This window comes from Sphingomonas leidyi, from assembly GCF_011761945.1.
Taxonomy (GTDB): Bacteria; Pseudomonadota; Alphaproteobacteria; order Sphingomonadales; family Sphingomonadaceae; genus Sphingomonas; species Sphingomonas leidyi.
In genome coordinates this window covers 1,368,286-1,386,030 of the sequence record NZ_JAASQV010000001.1, presented here as the reverse complement: position 1 = coordinate 1,386,030, position 17,745 = coordinate 1,368,286, and the positions used below count along the sequence as shown (strand labels likewise).

12 protein-coding genes and 1 tRNA gene are annotated in these 17,745 nt (G+C 68.4%); 8 read left to right on the top strand and 5 right to left on the bottom strand.

The features are described from left to right. Positions 1 to 22: 22 nt before the first annotated feature. Both FHR20_RS06695 and FHR20_RS06690 read left to right on the top strand, forming a co-directional pair. The gene (locus FHR20_RS06695; protein ID WP_167298771.1) at positions 23 to 370 is read left to right on the top strand and encodes a DUF952 domain-containing protein; all 348 of its coding nucleotides are present in this window, start codon (positions 23 to 25) and stop codon (positions 368 to 370) included. Between the two features lie 94 nt (positions 371 to 464). Continuing rightward, positions 465 to 539, top strand: a tRNA-Glu gene (locus tag FHR20_RS06690). 49 nt (positions 540 to 588) lie between these two features. On the opposite strand, the gene FHR20_RS06685 is transcribed toward FHR20_RS06690, so the two are convergent. The 4 genes from FHR20_RS06685 to FHR20_RS06670 all read right to left on the bottom strand — a co-directional run bounded on the left by FHR20_RS06685 (position 589) and on the right by FHR20_RS06670 (position 4,904). After that, the gene (locus tag FHR20_RS06685) at positions 589 to 1,296 is read right to left on the bottom strand and encodes a fimbrial biogenesis chaperone (protein ID WP_167298770.1); all 708 of its coding nucleotides are present in this window, start codon (positions 1,294 to 1,296) and stop codon (positions 589 to 591) included. Next, entirely contained in the window at positions 1,284 to 3,815 is a 2,532-nt protein-coding gene (locus FHR20_RS06680; protein ID WP_167298769.1) for a TcfC E-set like domain-containing protein, read from the bottom strand. Before FHR20_RS06680 ends, FHR20_RS06685 begins: the two co-directional genes overlap by 13 nt. After that, positions 3,815 to 4,264 (bottom strand): hypothetical protein, encoded by a 450-nt coding sequence (locus tag FHR20_RS06675; RefSeq protein WP_167298768.1) that lies wholly within the window; start codon positions 4,262 to 4,264, stop codon positions 3,815 to 3,817. The genes FHR20_RS06680 and FHR20_RS06675 overlap by 1 nt, the downstream gene beginning before the upstream one ends. 67 nt (positions 4,265 to 4,331) lie before the next feature. Continuing rightward, positions 4,332 to 4,904 carry a hypothetical protein gene (locus tag FHR20_RS06670; RefSeq protein WP_167298767.1) on the bottom strand — a complete coding sequence of 191 codons (573 nt, stop codon included), beginning with the start codon at positions 4,902 to 4,904 and terminating at the stop codon, positions 4,332 to 4,334. Between the two features lie 502 nt (positions 4,905 to 5,406). Here FHR20_RS06670 and FHR20_RS06665 point away from each other — a divergent pair. The 4 genes from FHR20_RS06665 to FHR20_RS06650 are packed head-to-tail and all read left to right on the top strand — an operon-like array spanning position 5,407 to position 14,373. Next, positions 5,407 to 6,630 (top strand): efflux RND transporter periplasmic adaptor subunit, encoded by a 1,224-nt coding sequence (locus tag FHR20_RS06665; RefSeq protein ID WP_208413426.1) that lies wholly within the window; start codon positions 5,407 to 5,409, stop codon positions 6,628 to 6,630. Continuing rightward, the gene (locus FHR20_RS06660; protein WP_167298766.1) at positions 6,627 to 9,761 is read left to right on the top strand and encodes an efflux RND transporter permease subunit; all 3,135 of its coding nucleotides are present in this window, start codon (positions 6,627 to 6,629) and stop codon (positions 9,759 to 9,761) included. The genes FHR20_RS06665 and FHR20_RS06660 overlap by 4 nt, the downstream gene beginning before the upstream one ends. Beyond that, the gene (locus tag FHR20_RS06655) at positions 9,758 to 12,946 is read left to right on the top strand and encodes an efflux RND transporter permease subunit (RefSeq protein WP_167298765.1); all 3,189 of its coding nucleotides are present in this window, start codon (positions 9,758 to 9,760) and stop codon (positions 12,944 to 12,946) included. Before FHR20_RS06660 ends, FHR20_RS06655 begins: the two co-directional genes overlap by 4 nt. Beyond that, entirely contained in the window at positions 12,943 to 14,373 is a 1,431-nt protein-coding gene (locus tag FHR20_RS06650) for an efflux transporter outer membrane subunit (protein WP_167298764.1), read from the top strand. The genes FHR20_RS06655 and FHR20_RS06650 overlap by 4 nt, the downstream gene beginning before the upstream one ends. A gap of 39 nt (positions 14,374 to 14,412) precedes the next feature. Here the strand turns inward: FHR20_RS06650 and FHR20_RS06645 are convergent, their stop codons facing one another. Continuing rightward, complete coding sequence (locus tag FHR20_RS06645; protein ID WP_167298763.1) at positions 14,413 to 15,144, bottom strand: META and DUF4377 domain-containing protein; 732 nt, start codon at positions 15,142 to 15,144, stop codon at positions 14,413 to 14,415. 218 nt (positions 15,145 to 15,362) lie between these two features. On the opposite strand from FHR20_RS06645, the gene FHR20_RS06640 reads away from it, so the two are divergent. Both FHR20_RS06640 and FHR20_RS06635 read left to right on the top strand, forming a co-directional pair. Beyond that, on the top strand, positions 15,363 to 16,946 hold the full coding sequence (locus FHR20_RS06640; RefSeq protein ID WP_167298762.1) for a benzoate-CoA ligase family protein: 1,584 nt from the start codon (positions 15,363 to 15,365) through the stop codon (positions 16,944 to 16,946). Next, entirely contained in the window at positions 16,943 to 17,698 is a 756-nt protein-coding gene (locus FHR20_RS06635; protein WP_208413425.1) for a creatininase family protein, read from the top strand. Before FHR20_RS06640 ends, FHR20_RS06635 begins: the two co-directional genes overlap by 4 nt. Positions 17,699 to 17,745: the final 47 nt, after the last annotated feature.

The following is a 17,745-nucleotide window of genomic DNA, read 5'->3' as shown; positions in this document are numbered from 1 at the left end:
GCAGCAAGGCTCAGGAAACGCCATGGCCGACAATATCGCCTACAAGATCCTTACCGCGGATCAGATGCACGTCCTGGAGCATGAAGGCGTGTTCGAGGGCGCGCCCATCGACCTGGCGGACGGCTATATCCACCTCTCCACCGCTGCGCAGGTGGAGGAGACGCTGGGCAAGCATTTCTCCGGCCAGGCCGGCCTGTGGCTTGCCGCCGTCGATCTGGAGGCCATGGGCGATGCGGTGCGCTGGGAGCCCTCGCGTGGCGGCCAGCTGTTCCCGCACCTCTATGCCCCGCTGCCGCTGGTCGCGGTGACGGCGTACGGCGAAGTGCATTACGAGCCGGACGGCGCGCTGCGCCTGCCGGTCGCGGGGTGAGGCCACCGATCGCGAAATAAAATTGCCCCTGCCCCCGGAAGGCGCTTGACGGGCATGCAGCTGCCCCGTAATTGCCCGCTTCCGCAGCGCTAACGGCCCCTTCGTCTAGCGGTCAGGACGTCGCCCTCTCACGGCGAAAACACGAGTTCGATTCTCGTAGGGGTCACCAGCGGCTGAAATATGCCGCGCCTGCCATCCTGCACGCCCCGGGTTCCCGTTCAGAACCGCTGCTGCATGCTCTGCGGCCCCTGTGCGATCCGATAGTCGACCGGCCCGGCCATGGTCAGCGTCTGCTGCCAGACCTGCCCGGCATAGAGCCGCTTCGCAGGCAGCGTCACGCACACTGCCGGACGCGCGGGATCGCACTGCTTTCCTTCATAGATCTCGACATTGCTGTTGCCGGCATTGCGGAGGGTCAGCACGTTGCCGTTACGCTCCCCGACCACTTTCACCGTCGGCTGCGCGGGACGATAGATGACGAGCACGTCATAGCCTATCAGCAGCTTCAGCGCGGTGACCGGCGCACTGACGGGCCCCGCGACCGGCTTGACGGCGACGCGGTAGATCCGGTCCGTCGCCCCGCGCGGCACGATCGCCGCGATGCGGATGAGCTTGTGCTCGCCTGGCTGGAGGATCAGCCGTTGCGGGGTGACGAGCAACCCGCCTGCGCCAGGATCGGTGATCGGCGTCCTGGTTTCGCCCGGGTGGCCGGGAGACACGATCTCGGCGGGCTCGACCGTCACATAGGAGACTTCGGTCCCGTCGTTCCATATGTCGATGTCCTGCGCGATCGCACCCGAGGGCAGGATATCGACCACGGCCTGGCTGAGCACGATCCCCGCCCTGGCAGGCAGGGCGAGGAGCCCGATGGACGCTGCGGCCGCAAGGATGCGCGTGCTGGTGAGAAAACGCGTCAGGGTCTGCATTGGACGTCTCCGATTGCGGAATATTCGTTCTGCGATGGTTTCGCGCTGAGCTTCGCCCGGCATGTCCGGCCGTCGGTTGCGTGCACGACGATTTGCGCATCGCCCGGCGCCTGCAACTGGAAATAGCCCCGCATGTCGCTTGCGGCGATGGCTCCGTCCGTGACGATATCGGCATTGGCGACCGGGCTGCCATCGGGCCAGGTCAGCCGCCCGAACATCGCCAGCACCGCGTTCGCCTTCCAGTCCAGCACCGCGACGGTGCCCGGATAGACGTCGACCGATCGGGTCTGCGCGTCGAAACTGACCAGTTCGCTGCCGGCCGGACGGATCCTGACCTTGTACCGCCGATAGGGCGTGACCGCCAGGTTCAGATGCTCGCCGGCGGCGAGTTCGCCGCGGGGCGCGTCATCGACCAGCACCACGAAGCGCGCGTTGCGGGCAGTGCCGCGCACCCGCACGCTGATCACGCTGTCATTCTGGTCGCGCGCGCCGATGTGGAAGATCCCTCCGCCCGCGGCGAGCGAAGTCTGTGCGGTCAGGGCATATTGGCTGGCGCTGCCCGTGCCCCCGATCCGATGGACCACGCTCGCCGAGGCGAAGCCCGTGGCATTGCGCTCGCTGGCGGAAGCCTGGAGCACTGTGCCGTCGCCGCTATGCTGGACGGTGCCCGCTGCATCGAATTCGCCGCCCAGAACGCCGCTGCGATGGATCGAGGCCGACACTTCCTCGACATCGTCGAGCCGCCGCTGCCGCTCGCCGAGGCCGGTTTGGAAACCAGTTTGCACACTGAATGAGGATCTTGGACGAAACACCTGAAACTGAAGGCCAAATGCCACGGATTTTCCATGGTTCGTCGCGGCATATGTGCCGTTGAAGGTCAGCTGGAACTGCCGCCGCCGCAATACCGTCCATCGCACCGATGGGCCGATTGCATAGGATGTGGGGCGTCCTTCGTCATGCCGCAGATAGGCGCTGACGCCGATCTGCCCGCCGCCGACATAGTAGGAGATATTTCCGATCGCTTGGGCAAAGCTGGCGCTAGCTCCCTGAAAACCTTGGATAACAGGGTTAGGCGACGAGAAATTGTCATAGACATAGTCGGCGAGCGGGATCAACGGCGCCCGATCGCGGCTGTGAACATAGCGCAGGTCGAAATTATAGCCGAACGCGCCGCCCGTCGTCGAACCGGCCTGCCCGACAATGCCATAGTCGCCCGCGCTCGAGCCCAGTACCGCGAGGCGAGTCTGGAAATTGGGCGCGAGATAGGTCACGCCGACTTCGCTCAGCGCCTTGCGATCGGTCAGCATCACGGTCGCGTCCCAGGCAATGGTGGGGCCGGCGCGCCCCGCCAGTCCCGCCGTCAGCAGGGGCACGTGCGAGACCGACAGCCACTTGTCCTTGCGATCCACGGCCAGCAGGCCCGCATTGGCGAAGAAGGCAAGATGCCCGACCGGGGCGATGGCAGTGCTCTTGGTGAAGAAGCGCCGCTCGGTGCGCGTCGCCCCGCTCGCCTCCTGAACGCGGAGCTCGACCGGATAGGAGCCGTCCGGAAGTGCGGCAGTGTCGAGCGTCTGGTTGCCGGCCTCGAAGCTCTGGGAACTCACCAGGCGGCCCTCGACATAGATATCCACGCGCGATCGCTGGCCGAGGAAGACGACGAGCGGGCTGCCGAACAGCTGCATCCGATCGGCACGCGTGTCGAACTGGGAAGCGATGCCGACGCCGAGAATGCGCCTGCGCCCGACCAGATCGGCGCCGGGCGCGTAGAACAGCCCCCCGCTGTACCGCGTGCCGGGGCTGTCGCGCTGAACCGCGAGCGTATCGACGTCGAGGCCCCGCCCCGACGAAACCGAAGCCTCTGAAATCAGGCGGGTATTTCCAGCGCCGATGATCGCGCGGTTATAGATGTTGTAATTGACCGCCTGCCCGTCGCCGCCTGCAATGGCGCCGCCCACAACGTCGACGAACGAGAGGCCCTTGCTATAGGGCTGGAGGAAGCGATCGACGGTCGCCGCACGGATCGCCAGCAGATTCGGGTTCAGATAGAGGTCGATGCGGAAACGCCGCGGATCGAAAACGATCGCGGCCGCTTCGGGGTGCGGAGTCTCGCAAGGGCTGGACGTGTCCGCGCACAGGAACCGGGCGTTCGCATCCAGCGCGCCGGTCAGGGCATGCGTGACGGCCCCGGCATCGGCGACATTCGGTATCGCCGCGACGACGCTTGCGGGGCGGGCGAAGCGAACCTCTCCGGGCTTCGCCTCGATGTCGAACTGCCCGATCCGGACGCCGCCGAAGAAGACATCGGCGACGAGCCTCTGCGCCTGGGCGAGGTCGGCGAAGTCGCTCGGCATCGCGGCCGTCACCATCACGGGCCTGGCCGGGCCTGCCGGCGAGGGCCCGCGCCCCTCGACGCCGCCGGCCTGCCGGTTGCCCTGCGCCGCCGCCGAGGGAATGGCACCGATGCCCGCCGCGGCCAGCAGCGAGAGCAGCGCAACGCCGATCGCGCGGCGCATCCGCATCAGTTCGCCGCGAGCATGATCGTGAGCGTGCCGCTATAATTCCCGGCGGTGGCCGTGGTCAGCGCGGCACCGCGCAGGATGATGATGAGGCTCGAATTGGTGACCTGAAGAAGCGGGCAGCTCAACAGCACCGTCTGCCCGGTCAGTGCCGCGCCCGATACGAGATTGGTGCCCGAGCTCTGCCCGGCGGAGGTGTTCCACTGGACTTCATAGGGAAGCACGCTCGCCCCGTTGGAGAGCGTGAACGCGCCGCCGGCGCCGGAACCGGTCGCCGTCAGCGAATAGCGGCCGCCCAGCAGCCCGCTATAGGCGCACACCGACTGGCTCCGGACCTGATCGACGCCGACATTCGTGATCGCGCCGAACGACACGTCGCTCAGCTGGGTTATCTGCACGTTCTGGGCGAAGGCCGGCACCGGCATCGCCGCCAGGAGGAGCGTTGCGAGCACCCCCGCCGCCGTGGATCGGGAATGGGAGCGACCCTGCATGGCCGAACCCTTCCTGATCGCCCGGGGGCTATTGCGGCGTTACCAGCAGGGTCAGCGTGCCCGTATAGCTGACTCCCGCCTCCATCCCCTGCAGGTTCGGCGCGGAGATCGAGACGATGAGGCTCGAAGTCGTCGCTGCGCCGGTGCTGCAGGTCGGGTTGGCGGCGGTCGTGGTCAGCCCCCCGAGCGCGGTTCCCGCGGTCAACGCGCTGCCGCTGGTCTGCCCGGTGCTCGCTGCCCATTGCACCGAATAGGGCACGGTCAGCGAGCCGTTGGCGAGCGTGAACGCCCCGCTGGTGCCGCTGCCGGTCGCGGTGATGCTGTATCCCTTGGTTGCCGTGTTGCTCCACACGCAGTCGCTCTGCGCGCTGGTCGCGGCGGTGGCCGGATCGACGGCCGAGAAGGATATGTCCGTCAGGCCGGTGATCTGCGCGCGGTTCGCGACGCTTGCGGTGATGCTGACCGAACCCGTCGAAGTGGCGCCCAGCGTACCCTGCGTGGAGGAAAATGCCGGCGGAGCAGCCACCAGCGCGCTTGCCACGACGCACAGACGGGCAGTCCGGCGGGCGGGAACGAAAATCTTGCCAGTATCGATCGCCATTTACCTTACCTCGCTATTGAGGTTCCACGAGAATTTCTCTCGGCAAGCGGCAGATTATTACAAGGCGGATTAAACTATCGTCGATTCGCGACCTCGGCAAAATCCGTATTATCAGGATAGTTAGCGCCCGGACGATCGTCGCGCCGAATGGGGGTCCTTCCGTCGACGCTGCTCGCCTTGGCGCTCGCGAACGCGCGAATTTCCACGCGAGCGCGGGTCATGGCGAATAGCGTAATTTACGTCCTGCGCACCGCCCGGCCGGCACGTTCACTTTCTCCGGGCGCCCCATGTGTCGGCAAATGGCATGCACGCCCCGTGCCGCGAGAAAAATTGCGACATAATCGCCGACGGAATAGTTCCGATCCGGAGGAAATTGCCGGAAAATCAACATCCGAACAGCTTCCGAACCTTCCCAATTTTGATACATATTTGCACCTAGACCCGCAGTTGCATTGCGCGTCTAATATCCCCGGAACAACCTGACAGCACGAAAGGTGCGCTGGTGACAGGCTTCAAGCTGACCTCGCCCCGCTGGCGCGCCATCGGCATCGTCCTTGTCCTTCTCCTGGTCATTTTCGCTGCCTGGCGATGGAACGCCTCCCGCGAAGGCGGCTCGGGCGGGCGGCACCGCGGCGCGGGCCAGCCGATCACGGTCGGCGTCGCGCATGTCGGGCGGATCGACATGCCGATCCGGCTGGCGGCGATCGGCACCGTCCAGCCGCTGACCACCGCCACGGTGCGCACCCAGATCGCCGGCACGCTGTTCAGCCTGCACTTCACCGAAGGGCAGATGGTGACGAAGGGGCAGCTGATCGCCCAGATCGACCCCCGCCCCTACAAGCTCGCCCTGGCCCAGGCGCGCGCCAACCTTGCCCGCGACCTCGCCCAGCGCGACATGGCGGCGACCGATCTGAAGCGCTACCAGGGGCTGCTTGCCCAGGATTCGATCGCACGCCAGCAGGTCGAGACCCAGGCGGCGACGCTCAAGCAGCTCGACGGCACGATCGGCGCCGACCGCGCGGCGATCGGCACGGCCGCGCTCAACCTGGCCTATACCTCGATCCGCGCGCCGGTGAGCGGACGGATCGGCCTGCGCCAGGTCGATATCGGCAATTACGTGACGCCCTCGGACACCACCGGGCTCGCAGTGATCACCCAGATCGACCCGATCGACGTGACCTTCTCCCTGCCGCAGAACCAGATCGCGACGCTGCAGGCGCGGCTGGCCAGCGGCGGCGACATGCCCGTCAGCGCCACCGATTCCACGGGGGCCACCACGCTCGCCCAGGGCCGCTTCCTGACGCTCGACAACCAGATCGACCCGACCAGCGGCACGGTGAAGGCGAAGGCGCGCTTCGGCAATGGCGGCGGCGCGCTCTTCCCCAGCCAGTTCGTCAATGTCTCGGCCGAGATCGGCACCGTGCACCAGGGGCTCGCCGTGCCCGTCAACTCGGTGCGGCACGGCGCGAATGGCGATTTCGTCTTCGTGATCCAGCCCGATCGCACCGTGAAGCTCACCCTGGTGAAGCTGGGACCGAGCGACGGCACCAGCATCATCGTGGCGAGCGGGCTCCCCCAAGGCGCGGCGGTGGTAACCGACGGCGCCGATACCCTGGATGACGGCGCCCGCGTCTCGCTGCCGGGCAAGCAGGGTGCTGGCGGCGGCAGCGGGGGCACCGGCCAGCCCGGTGGCGGGCACAGGCACCGGCACGGCGCGGACCAGTGAGCGCGGACGAACAGCCCGGCCCAGTCGAGCGGGCGGGCCCCTGGCACGTCTTCATCCTGCGGCCGGTGGCGACCACGCTGCTGGCGGTGGCGGTGCTGCTCGCCGGGCTGGTCGCCTATCGGGTGCTGCCGCTGTCGGCGCTGCCCGAAGTCGATTACCCGACGATCGAGGTGCGCACCCTCTATCCCGGCGCCAGCCCGGACGTGATGGCGCTCACCGTCACCAGCCCGCTCGAGCGCCAGTTCGGCCAGATGGCGGGGCTGGCGCGGATGTCGTCGCAATCCTCCGCCGGCGCCTCGGTCATCACGCTCCAGTTCAAGCTCGACCTGTCGCTCGACGTGGCGGAGCAGGAAGTGCAGGCGGCGATCAACGCGGCGGGCACACTGCTCCCGTCGGACCTGCCCGCCCCGCCCATCTACGCCAAGGTCAATCCCGCCGACGCGCCGATCGTGACGCTCGGCCTCACCTCGCGCACCCGCACCCTGGCCCAGATCGAGGACCTGGCCGACCAGCGCCTTGCCGCCAAGATCGCCCAGATGAGCGGGGTCGGCCTGGTCACGCTCTCGGGCGGCCAGCGGCCCGCGGTGCGCATCCAGGCCAATGTCCAGGCGCTGGCATCGTACGGGCTCTCGAGCGAGACGCTGCGCACGGCAATCGCCGCCGCCAACGCCAACGCCGCCAAGGGCAGCTTCGACGGCCCCACGCGCTCCTGGTCGATCGACGGCAACGACCAGCTCGGCACCGCACAGGAATATCGCGACCTGATCGTCTCCTGGCGGAACAATGCGCCGGTCAAGCTGAGCGACGTCGCCAACGTGGTCGATTCCACCGAGAATGTGCGCCTCGCCGCCTGGATGAACCGCACGCCGGCAGTGATCGTCGACGTCCAGCGCCAGCCGGGCGCCAACGTGATCGCCACGGTGGACGCGATCAAGGCGACCTTGCCCGGGCTCGAGGCGCAGCTTCCGCCCGACGTCCATGTGACGCTGCTCACCGATCGCACCGCCGGCATCCGCGCCTCGGTGGCGGACGTGCAGATGGAGCTGGCCTTCGCGGTCGTGCTGGTGACGCTGGCGATGTTCCTGTTCCTGGGCAGCCCGCGCGCCACCTTCGTCGCCAGCCTCGCCGTGCCGCTATCGCTCGTCGGCGCCTTTGCCGCGATGTATCAGCTCGGCTATTCGATCAACAATCTCACGCTGATGGCGATGACGATCGCCGCGGGCTTCGTCGTCGACGACGCGATCGTCGTCATCGAGAATATCCAGCGCCATATCGAGGAAGGCGACACGCCGCTCCAGGCCGCGCTCAAGGGATCGGGCGAGATCGGCTTCACCATCGTTTCGCTCACCGTCAGCCTGATCGCCGCGCTGGTGCCGCTGCTGTTCATGGGGGACGTGGTCGGCCGGCTCTTCCGCGAATTCGCGGTGACATTGTCGGTGACGATCGTGATCTCGGCCGGCGTCGCGCTCACCCTGGTGCCGATGCTCTCGGGCCGCTGGCTGCGGCGCGAATCGGAAGAGCGGCTGATCGCGCCGGTCCGCTGGTCGCTCGCGACGTTCGACCGGGTGGCGCACGGCTATGCCCGCGGCCTCGCCTGGGTGCTCGAGCGCCAGCGGCTGGTGCTGCTGCTCTTCGCCGGCACGCTGGCGCTCACTGCCCTGCTCGCCTTCGCCATTCCGAAGGGGCTGTTCCCCGAACAGGATACCGGCCAGCTCCAGGCCGTGGTGATCGGGCCGCAGGAAGCATCGTTCGCACGGATGCAGGCGATCCAGACCCAGGTGGCCGACGCGGTGCTGCGCGATCCGGACGTGGACAGCCTGAGCGGCAATGTCGGCGTGGATGGCGTCAATCCGTCGCTCAACCAGGGGCGGATGCTGATCAACCTCAAGCCTCAGTCCGAGCGCGGCAGCCAAGCCGCGCTGCTCGAGCGGCTGGCGGAGCGCGCCCGCGGCATTCCCGGCGTGCAGGTCTATTTCCGTCCGGTCCAGGACCTCACCATCGATTCGGAGGGCGGGCCGACGCGCTACCGCTTCGCGCTCCAGGGTGCGAACCAGGCGCAAGTGAACCAATGGGCGCAACGGCTGACCGCCGCGCTGCGCCGCGAGCCGGCGCTCGCCAACGTCACGTCCGACGTGCTCGACCAGGGCCGCGCGGTGACGGTCATCATCGACCGCGAGAGCGCCGGGCGGCTGGGGATCAGCGCCTCGACGATCGACAGCGCACTCTACGACGCGTTCGGCCAGCGGATCGTCTCGACGATCTTCACCGCCGCCAGCCAGTATCGCGTGATCCTGGAGAGCCAGCCGGGCATGCTCACCTCGCCGGATGCGCTGAACAGCCTCTATGTCCCCACATCGAGCGGCAGCTCGGTCCCGCTCGGCACCGTGGCGCGCTTCGACAAGGGCACCGCGCCGCTGCTCATCACCCGTGTCGGCCAGTTCCCGGCCGCGACGATCGGCTTCGATCCGGCGCCGGGCGTCTCGCTGGGCGCCGCGGTGGACGCCGTCGCGCGGGTGGAGGCCAGGATCGGCGTGCCCACGTCGCTCGATACCCATTTCCAGGGCGCTGCGGAGGCGTTCCGCAGCTCGCTCGGCAACGAGTTCTGGCTGATCCTGGCGGCGGTGGTGATCGTCTATATCGTGCTGGGCGTGCTCTATGAGAGCTTCATCCACCCGCTGACCATCCTCTCCACCCTGCCCGCCGCCGCAGTCGGCGCGCTGCTCGCGCTGATCCTGTCGGGCGAAGGGCTGGGCGTGATCGGGATCATCGGCATCGTGCTGCTGATCGGCATCGTCAAGAAGAACGCGATCATGATGATCGACTTCGCGATCCGGGCCCAGCGCGAGGAAGGGATGGAGGCCGATGCCGCGATCCGCCAGGCGGCCCGGCTGCGCTTCCGCCCGATCCTGATGACCACCTTCGCTGCGCTGTTCGCCGCGCTGCCGATGATCTTCGGATCCGGCATGGGCTCCGAGCTGCGCCAGCCGCTCGGCCTCGCCATCGCCGGCGGCCTGATCGTCAGCCAGCTGCTCACCCTGTTCACCACGCCGGTGATCTTCCTGGCATTCGAGCGACTGGGAGCCCGTTTCGGGCGGCGCCCGCCGCCTGCGGAGGCTCCGGCGGCGGCATGAACCTCTCCGCCCCCTTCATCCGCCGGCCGGTCGGCACGCTGCTGCTGACGCTGGGGCTGATGCTGGCCGGCGTGGCGGCGACGCTCTCGATCCCGGTATCTCCCCTGCCGCAGATCGACCTGCCGACGATCAGCGTCACCGCCACGCTGAGCGGCGCCAGCCCGTCGAACATGGCCTCCAGCGTCGCCGCTCCGCTGGAGAAGCGGCTGGGCACGATCGCGGGAGTGACGCAGATGACGTCCGCCTCCTCCACCGGATCGACGCGGATCACGCTGCAGTTCGACCTGGGCCGCGACATCGACGGCGCCGCGCGCGACGTGCAGGCGGCGATCAACGCGGCGCGTGCCGACCTGCCCTCGACGCTGCGCACCAACCCCACCTATCGCAAGGTCAATCCCGCCGACGCGCCGATCATGATCCTGGCGCTCACTTCGGACCGGCGCAGCCCGGCCGAGATCTTCGACACGGTCTCGGCGATCGTGCAGCAGCGGCTGCTCCAGGTGGAGGGCGTGGGCGATGTCGAGCTGGGCGGCGCGGCGCTCCCTTCGGTGCGGGTCGACGTCAATCCGCTCGCGGTGGCGCGCTACGGCATCCCGCTGGAGGATGTGCGCGCCGCCCTGTCGGCCAGCGCCGCCAACCGCCCGCGCGGCCTGATCGAGGGAGCCGGGCTGGCCTGGCAGATCTATGCCGACACCCCAGGCGTGCGCGCCGAGGATTTCCGCGACCTGCCCGTCGCCAGCCGCAACGGAACGCTGGTGCGGCTCGAGGACATCGCCAATGTCCATGACGGGCCCGAGGATGTGCGCACCATGGGCCTGTTCAACGGCCAGCGCGCGGTGATGGTGGTGATCACCCGCCAGCCGGGCGCCAACATCGTCGCGACGGTGAACGCCGTGAAGGCGGCCCTCCCCCGGCTCCAGGCGTCGATCCCCGCCGATGTGAAGCTGCACCTGGCCAGCGATCGTACCACCACGATCCGCGCCTCGCTGCGCGAAGTGGAGATCACCTTGCTGATCGCCACGCTGCTGGTGGTGGGAGTGGTGAGCCTGTTCCTGCGCTCGCTGCGCGCCACGCTGGTGCCCGCCATGGCGGTGCTCACTTCACTGCTCGGCACGGTGGCGGTGATCTACATGCTGGGCTTCTCGCTCAACAACCTCTCGCTGATGGCGCTCACCGTGGCGACCGGCTTCGTCGTCGACGACGCCATCGTCGTCGTGGAGAACATTGCCCGCCATATCGAGCGCGGGATGAAGCCGGTGCAGGCGGCGCTCACCGGCGCCCGCGAAGTCGGCTTCACCGTGCTCTCGATCTCGGCGAGCCTGATCGCGGTGTTCATCCCGCTGCTGTTCATGGGCGGGGTGGTCGGGCGGCTGTTCCGCGAGTTCGCGGTGACCATGTCGGTGGCGGTCGCGATCAGCCTGGTGATCTCGCTCACCGCCACCCCGATGCTCGCCGCGCTGCTGCTGCGCGGCGAGGAGCGCACGCCGCGCTTCGCGCAATGGTTCGAGCGCGGCTTCGAGCATGTGCGCACGCGCTACTCCCACGGGCTGGACCGCGCCCTGGCGCATCGCGGCATCACGCTGGCGCTGCTTGCCGCGACGGTGGCGCTCAACGTGGCGCTGATCGTCCAGGCGCCCAAGGGCCTGTTCCCCGAACAGGATACCGGCTCGCTGATGGGCGGCGTGCATGTCGACCAGAGCATGTCCTTTTCCGCGGTACAGTCCCGTCTCGTCCAGATCGTGGGCATGGTGAAACGCGATCCGGCGGTGGCCGATGTCGTGGCCTTTACCGGCGGATCGCGCACGGGCGGCGCGTTCCTGTTCATCATGCTGAAGCAGGGCAAGCGCGATCCGGCCCGCACCGTGATCAACCGGCTGCGCCCCCAGCTCGGCCGCATCACCGGCGTGACGGCCTTCCTCAATCCCGTGCAGGACCTGCAGACCGGCGGGCGCAGCGCGAACAGCAGCTATCAGTACACGCTGCAGGCCAACGACCCCGTCACGCTGCGCGCGGCGGGCACCAAGCTCGTCGACCTGATGAAACGCGAGCCCCAGACCTTCACCGATGTCGATATCGACCAGCAGGACGGCGGGTCGGAGACCTATCTCACGGTCGACCGCGTCGCCGCGGCGCGGCTGGGGATCACCAACCAGGCGATCGACAACGCCCTGTACGACGCCTTTGGCCAGCGCCAGGCAGTGACGCTCTATTCGGGGCTCAACCAATATCATGTCGTGCTGGGCGTCGCGCCCGAGTTCAGCACCTCGCCCGAGGCGCTGAACGGCACCTATGTGCCTGCCGGAGGCAGCAGCGCGGCGGCGACCGGCTCCGCACCGGTATCCACCACCGGCGCCGGCCGCGACGCCTCGACCGGCAACGCAGTGAACACCACCCCCGCAACCATCGTGCCGATCTCCACCATTGCGCGCTGGCAGAACAATTCGACGCCGGCGGTGGTGAACCATCAGGGCGGCGAGCCTTCGGCCACGGTGTCGTTCAACCTGCCCAACGGCGTCACGCTCGGCCAGGCGGCGGAGCGACTCATCGCCATCCAGCGCAGCGCCGGGCTGCCCGCCACCGTGCATGGCGGCTTCGCGGGCAATGCCCAGCTGCTCCAGCAGTCCATGGGATCGATGCCGCTACTGATCCTCGCCGCGCTCGTCGCCATCTATCTGGTGCTCGGCATCCTCTACGAGAGCGCGATCCACCCGATCACCATCCTCTCGACCATTCCCTCGGCAGGCGTCGGCGCCGTCGTGGCGCTGATGCTGGCGGGGATGCAGCTCGACGTGATCGGGCTTATCGCGATCATCCTGCTGATCGGCATCGTCAAGAAGAACGCGATCCTGATCATCGACTTCGCGCTGGACGCCGAGCGCGGCCGCGGCCTCGCCCCTGTCGACGCGATCCGCGAGGCGGCGCTGCAGCGCTTCCGTCCGATCGTGATGACCACGCTCGCGGCGGCGCTCGGCGCGCTGCCGCTGGCGATCGGCTTCGGCGAAGGGGCCGAGCTGCGCCAGCCGCTGGGCGTCGCGATCGTCGGCGGGCTGGTCGCCGCGCAATTCCTCACCCTGTTCACCACGCCGGTGGTGTTCCTCGCCCTCGACCGGTTCCGCCGCCGCAGCCCGCACGAACGCCTGCTCGCGCGCCATGGCCCGGACGAACCCGGACTGGAGCCCGCATGACTCGAACCCGCCCCCTGCTCGCCATGCCCGCGCTCGCCGCGGCGCTGCTCTCCGGGTGCAACCTGGCGCCCCCCTATGCGCGGCCGGGCATCGCCACCGTTCCCGCCAGCTTCAAGGAAGCGCCGGGCTGGCGCCCCGCCACCCCTTCGGATGCCATGGCCAAGGGCGAATGGTGGACGATGTTCGGCGATCCCGTGCTCGACGATCTCGAGCGGCGGGTGATCGTCTCCAACCAGAATCTCGCGGCGGCCAAGGCCACCTATGACGCGGCCCGGGCGCTGGTGCGCGAGCAGCGCGCCGCCGCGCTCCCCACAGTCAGCCTGCAAACTAATGCGAACGATAGCGGGGGCCTGGCGGCGAACAGCAGCATCAAGCCCGCGGGCTCGATCCAGCTCGGCCTCCAGGCCAGCTGGGAGCCGGACCTCTGGGGCAAGATCGGCAATACCGTGTCGCAGGCGCGGGCACAGGCGCAGGCGAGCGCAGCCGATCTCGCCAATGCCACGCTCTCGGCCCAGGCCGAACTGGCGCTCGACTATGTCCAGCTGCGCGGCATCGAGGCGCAGAAGGCCGCGCTCGACGCCACGGTGGTGGACTATGAGCGCGCGCTGACCATCACGACCAACCTCTACAATGCCGGCGTATCGGCGCGCGCGGACGTGCTGCAGGCGGAGACCGCCCTGCGCAACGCACGCGGCGATGCCGCCGACCTGGTGCGCCAGCGCGCGCTGCTCGAACATGCGATCGCGGTGCTGGTGGGGGAAAATCCATCGAGCTTCTCGATCGCGCCGGCCGCGACCTGGAACCGCGCGGTGCCCGAAGTTCCCGCCATCCTACCCGCCGAACTGCTCGAACGCCGGCCCGACATCGCCTCGGCCGAGCGCGGCGTGGCGGCGGCCAATGCCAATATCGGCGTCCAGCGCGCCGCCTTCTTCCCGACGATCGGGCTCACCGGCCAGATCGGGCAGCAATCCTCGGCGCTGGGCGCGTTGTTCGGGGTGGCGAGCAGTGCCTGGTCGCTGGGGCTCACCGGCGCGCTGACGCTGCTCGATTTCGGCGCGCGTACGGCCAAGGTGGATCAGGCGCGCGCGCAATATGCCCAGACGGTGGCGAGCTATCGCCAGGCCGTGCTCACTGCCTTTCAGCAGGTGGAGGACCAGCTCGCCGCCGTGCGCGTACTCGATACCGTCGCGACCGAGCGTGCGGCCGCCGCCACCGCCGCCAATGCGGCCGAGCGTATCGCGCGCAACCAATATGGCGCGGGCACCGTCGCCTATTCGAGCGTGATCGTCGCGCAGAACACCGCGCTGGCGGCACGCAACACGGATATCCTCGCCGTCGTCAACCGGCAGGTCGCCGCCGTCTCGCTGGTCCAGGCGATCGGCGGCGGCTGGCATGCGCCCGACCCGGGCGTGCCGCTGCCGCGATGACCGCACCCTCGCCGGCGAGGCAAGGGTGCGGGCCATGCCCTATCGGCGCTTGATTACCCGCTGCTCGACCACCTGATCGAGAGTCCAGCGGATCGAGGACGCATCCGCCGGCGGATTGGCGATCTTCTCCTCGATGATCCGGATGCGATACTCGATCCCCGGCTGCGGTTCGAAGCCGACGATGCCGCCATAATGGAGCTGCCAGGGATCGCTTTCCTTGGTGCGCACCTGGAGGCAGGTCATCGGCGCAACGCCCATGCACGGCTTGGTCTCGGCCGAGACGTAGAGGAACTTGCGCGGCGCGTTGGCGGCCGGCTTGTGCGCGGCGCGATAGGTCAGCGTGGCGCCCCTCGCGGTCCGCAGGACGAGGCGGTCGCCGTCGATCCGATAGGAGCGGACGGCCCCGAGGATGGCGACATAGGCGCGCTCGGTCGCCATCCCGGGCTCGGGACATGCCATCAGGGTGCTTGCGAATCCGCCCTTGCCGTCGCCGAACCGGATCGTCCGGCCCTTCACCCGATAGGCACCGCCGGCGCGATTGCATCCCGTGTCCGCGGAGAAGCTGTGGCGGCCGGCGTCGAAGTCCAGCCGGAGCGGCCTGCCCTCCGGAAGCTTCCGCCCGCTCCATGCCACCAGATCCCAATGATGGGCGGCCAGGGCGGCCGTGCCGGCCCGTTGCGGCGCGGGTGCGGCCACCGCGGCGGTTGCGCCCGCCGAAGCCAGGGCAAGGAGGCCAATCGCGGCCCGACCGGCCCGATGCGAGAAAATCATTTCAAACTCCCGTTGATACTGGCGGCGCCTGTGGACGCCGCGGAATGAACGAGACGTGTCCCCGCCGTTGCCGGCCAGAAAGGCAGGCTGCGCCGGCCGGGAAGTGACGGCGCGATCCTATGCCAGGTCAGCGCGATTGACGAGAGCCGCCGGCTTCCCAATGATCCGGGCAGTTCCGGCACATCGATGACGATGGCCACAGGATGGACGCGGAGAGAATGACGACAGGCGTGACGACGGACGAGACACCGGTCTTTCCCGACAGCTTCAACATGGCCGACTATTTCGTGTTCGCGAACATAGCCGCCGGGCGCGGATCGAAGACCGCCCTGCTGTTCGAGGGCCAGGCGATCACTTATGACGAAGTGGCCGCCAGGGTGACGCAGGTCGCCGAGCGGCTCCTCGCATCGGGCCTGCTGCCGGAGCAGCGCGTGCTGTTGTGCATGCGCGACTGCCCCGAATTCGTCTATGCCTGGTTCGGCGCGCTCAAGGCGGGCGCGGTCGTCACCCAGATCAACCCCATGCTGCCGGCCGCCGACTATTCCTATTATCTCGGCTATGTGAAGCCGCAATTCGCCTTCATCGACGAGACGAGCCTGGAGGCATTCCAGGCAGCGCGCGCGCAGGCCCGCCACTGCCGGGATCCGAACGCGGTGATCCTGGTCGGCGAGGCGCCCGGCCTTCCCGGCTTCGACGCCTGGATCGCCGCCTCCACCCCCGCCGCGCCGCCGCCCTGGCCGACGCGCAAGGACGATCCGGCGGTATGGCTCTTCACCAGCGGCACCACCGGGCAGAGCAAGGGTGCCGTCCATTGCCATTTCCACTTCGCCTACAACACCGAAGTCTATGCCAGGCGCTTCATCGGCATGACGGAGAACGACATCACCCTGTCGGGCCCGCGGCTCTATTTCGGCTATGCCACCGGCACCAACCTGATGTTCCCCTTCGCAGTAGGCGCCACCGCGATCCTGTTCCGCGAGCAGCCGACGCCGGACAATCTCTTCGCGCTGATCGAGCGCCATCGCCCGACGGTGCTCACCAACGTGCCCACGCTCATCAACAAGATGCTGGAGGCGGAGGCGCGCGCGCCGGACCTGTCGAGCATCCGGATGATGTGGAGCGCCGGCGAGGCGTTGCCGCGCGAGCTCCACGAGCGCTGGAACGCCCGTTTCGGCGTACCGATCATCGACGGGATCGGCAGCGCCGAGAGCTTCCACATCTATATCAGCAACCGCCCCGGCGACATCCGCCCCGGCAGCCTCGGCAAGCTGGTGCCCGGCTATGCGGCCGATCTGCTCGACGATGCCGGCATGCCGATCGCCGGCGGCGAGATCGGAGTGCTGCGCATCCGCGGGGATTCCGCAGCGCTCTACTATCATGGCGACTATGCCAAGTCGAAGCGCCACCTGGGCGGCGGCGCGATCGTCAGCGGCGATCTCTTCCGGCGCGATCCCGAGGGCTATTGGTATTATGAGGGCCGTGGCGACGACATGATCAAGAGCGGCGGCATCTATGTCAGCCCGCTCGAAGTGGAGGGATGCCTGAGCGAGCACCCCGCCGTGCTCGAATGCTGTGTGTTCGGCCGTGCCGATGCCAATGGCCTGGAGAAACCGGTGGTAGTCATCGTGCCGCGGGAAGATGCGCCGGCGAGCGAGGCGCTGCAGGCGGATCTGCTGGGCTTTGCGCGGGCGCGCCTTGCCCATTACAAGGTGCCGCACCGCGTCTTCTTCTCGCCCGATCCCCTTCCCCGGAACGACCGCGACAAGATGGACCGCAAGAAGCTGCGGGAGATCTGGCGATGATGCTCGGCGACCAGCCCTGGACGCGCGTGCGGGCGGCACTGGCGAGCGGCGTGCCGGTGGTGGCGATCCTGCCGCTCGGCGCCGTGGAGGCACATGGGCCGCATCTGCCGCTGTGCACCGACGTGATCATCTCCGAAGGCATGGCGCAGCGCGCGGCCGCGCTGCTCGAAGGCCAGGGCATGCACGGCTTCGTGCTGCCCGCCCTCGCTTATGCCCCCGCCCATTATGCCGCCGAATTCCCCGGCACCATCTCGATCGGCGAAGCCACCGCGCGGGCGGCGATCCTGGATATTGCCGCCAGCCTCAAGGCACAGGGTTTCGCTTGCCTGGCGCTGGCGAACAGCCATTTCGATCCGGCCAATGTCGCGATGCTGCGGGGATTGGCCGCGGAAGTCGTGGCGCTGGGACTTCCTCTGGCCTATCCCGATTTCACCCGGCGCGCCCTGGCGGCGGAACTGACCGAGGAGTTCGTGTCGGGCGCCTGCCATGCCGGCCAGTTCGAGACCAGCCTGGTCCTCGCCGATCGGCCCGATCTGGTGGACGAGCCCGCCCGCGCCGCGCTCGCCGACAATCCGGCCAGCCTCGTCACTGCCTTCGCCGCCGGCGCCAGCACCTTCAGCGAGGCCGGCGGGCCCCAGGCCTATTTCGGCTATCCGTCCCGCGCCACGGCAGGCGAAGGCGCCGAGACGTCCGCGATCATGGCCGAAGCGATCGTCCGCGCGGTGCGGACGGCAATGTCGGGACCGGAATAGCGCCGCGCCGCAGGCCCCTGCCCGAACGAGCCGGTCGCGCGAAGCGG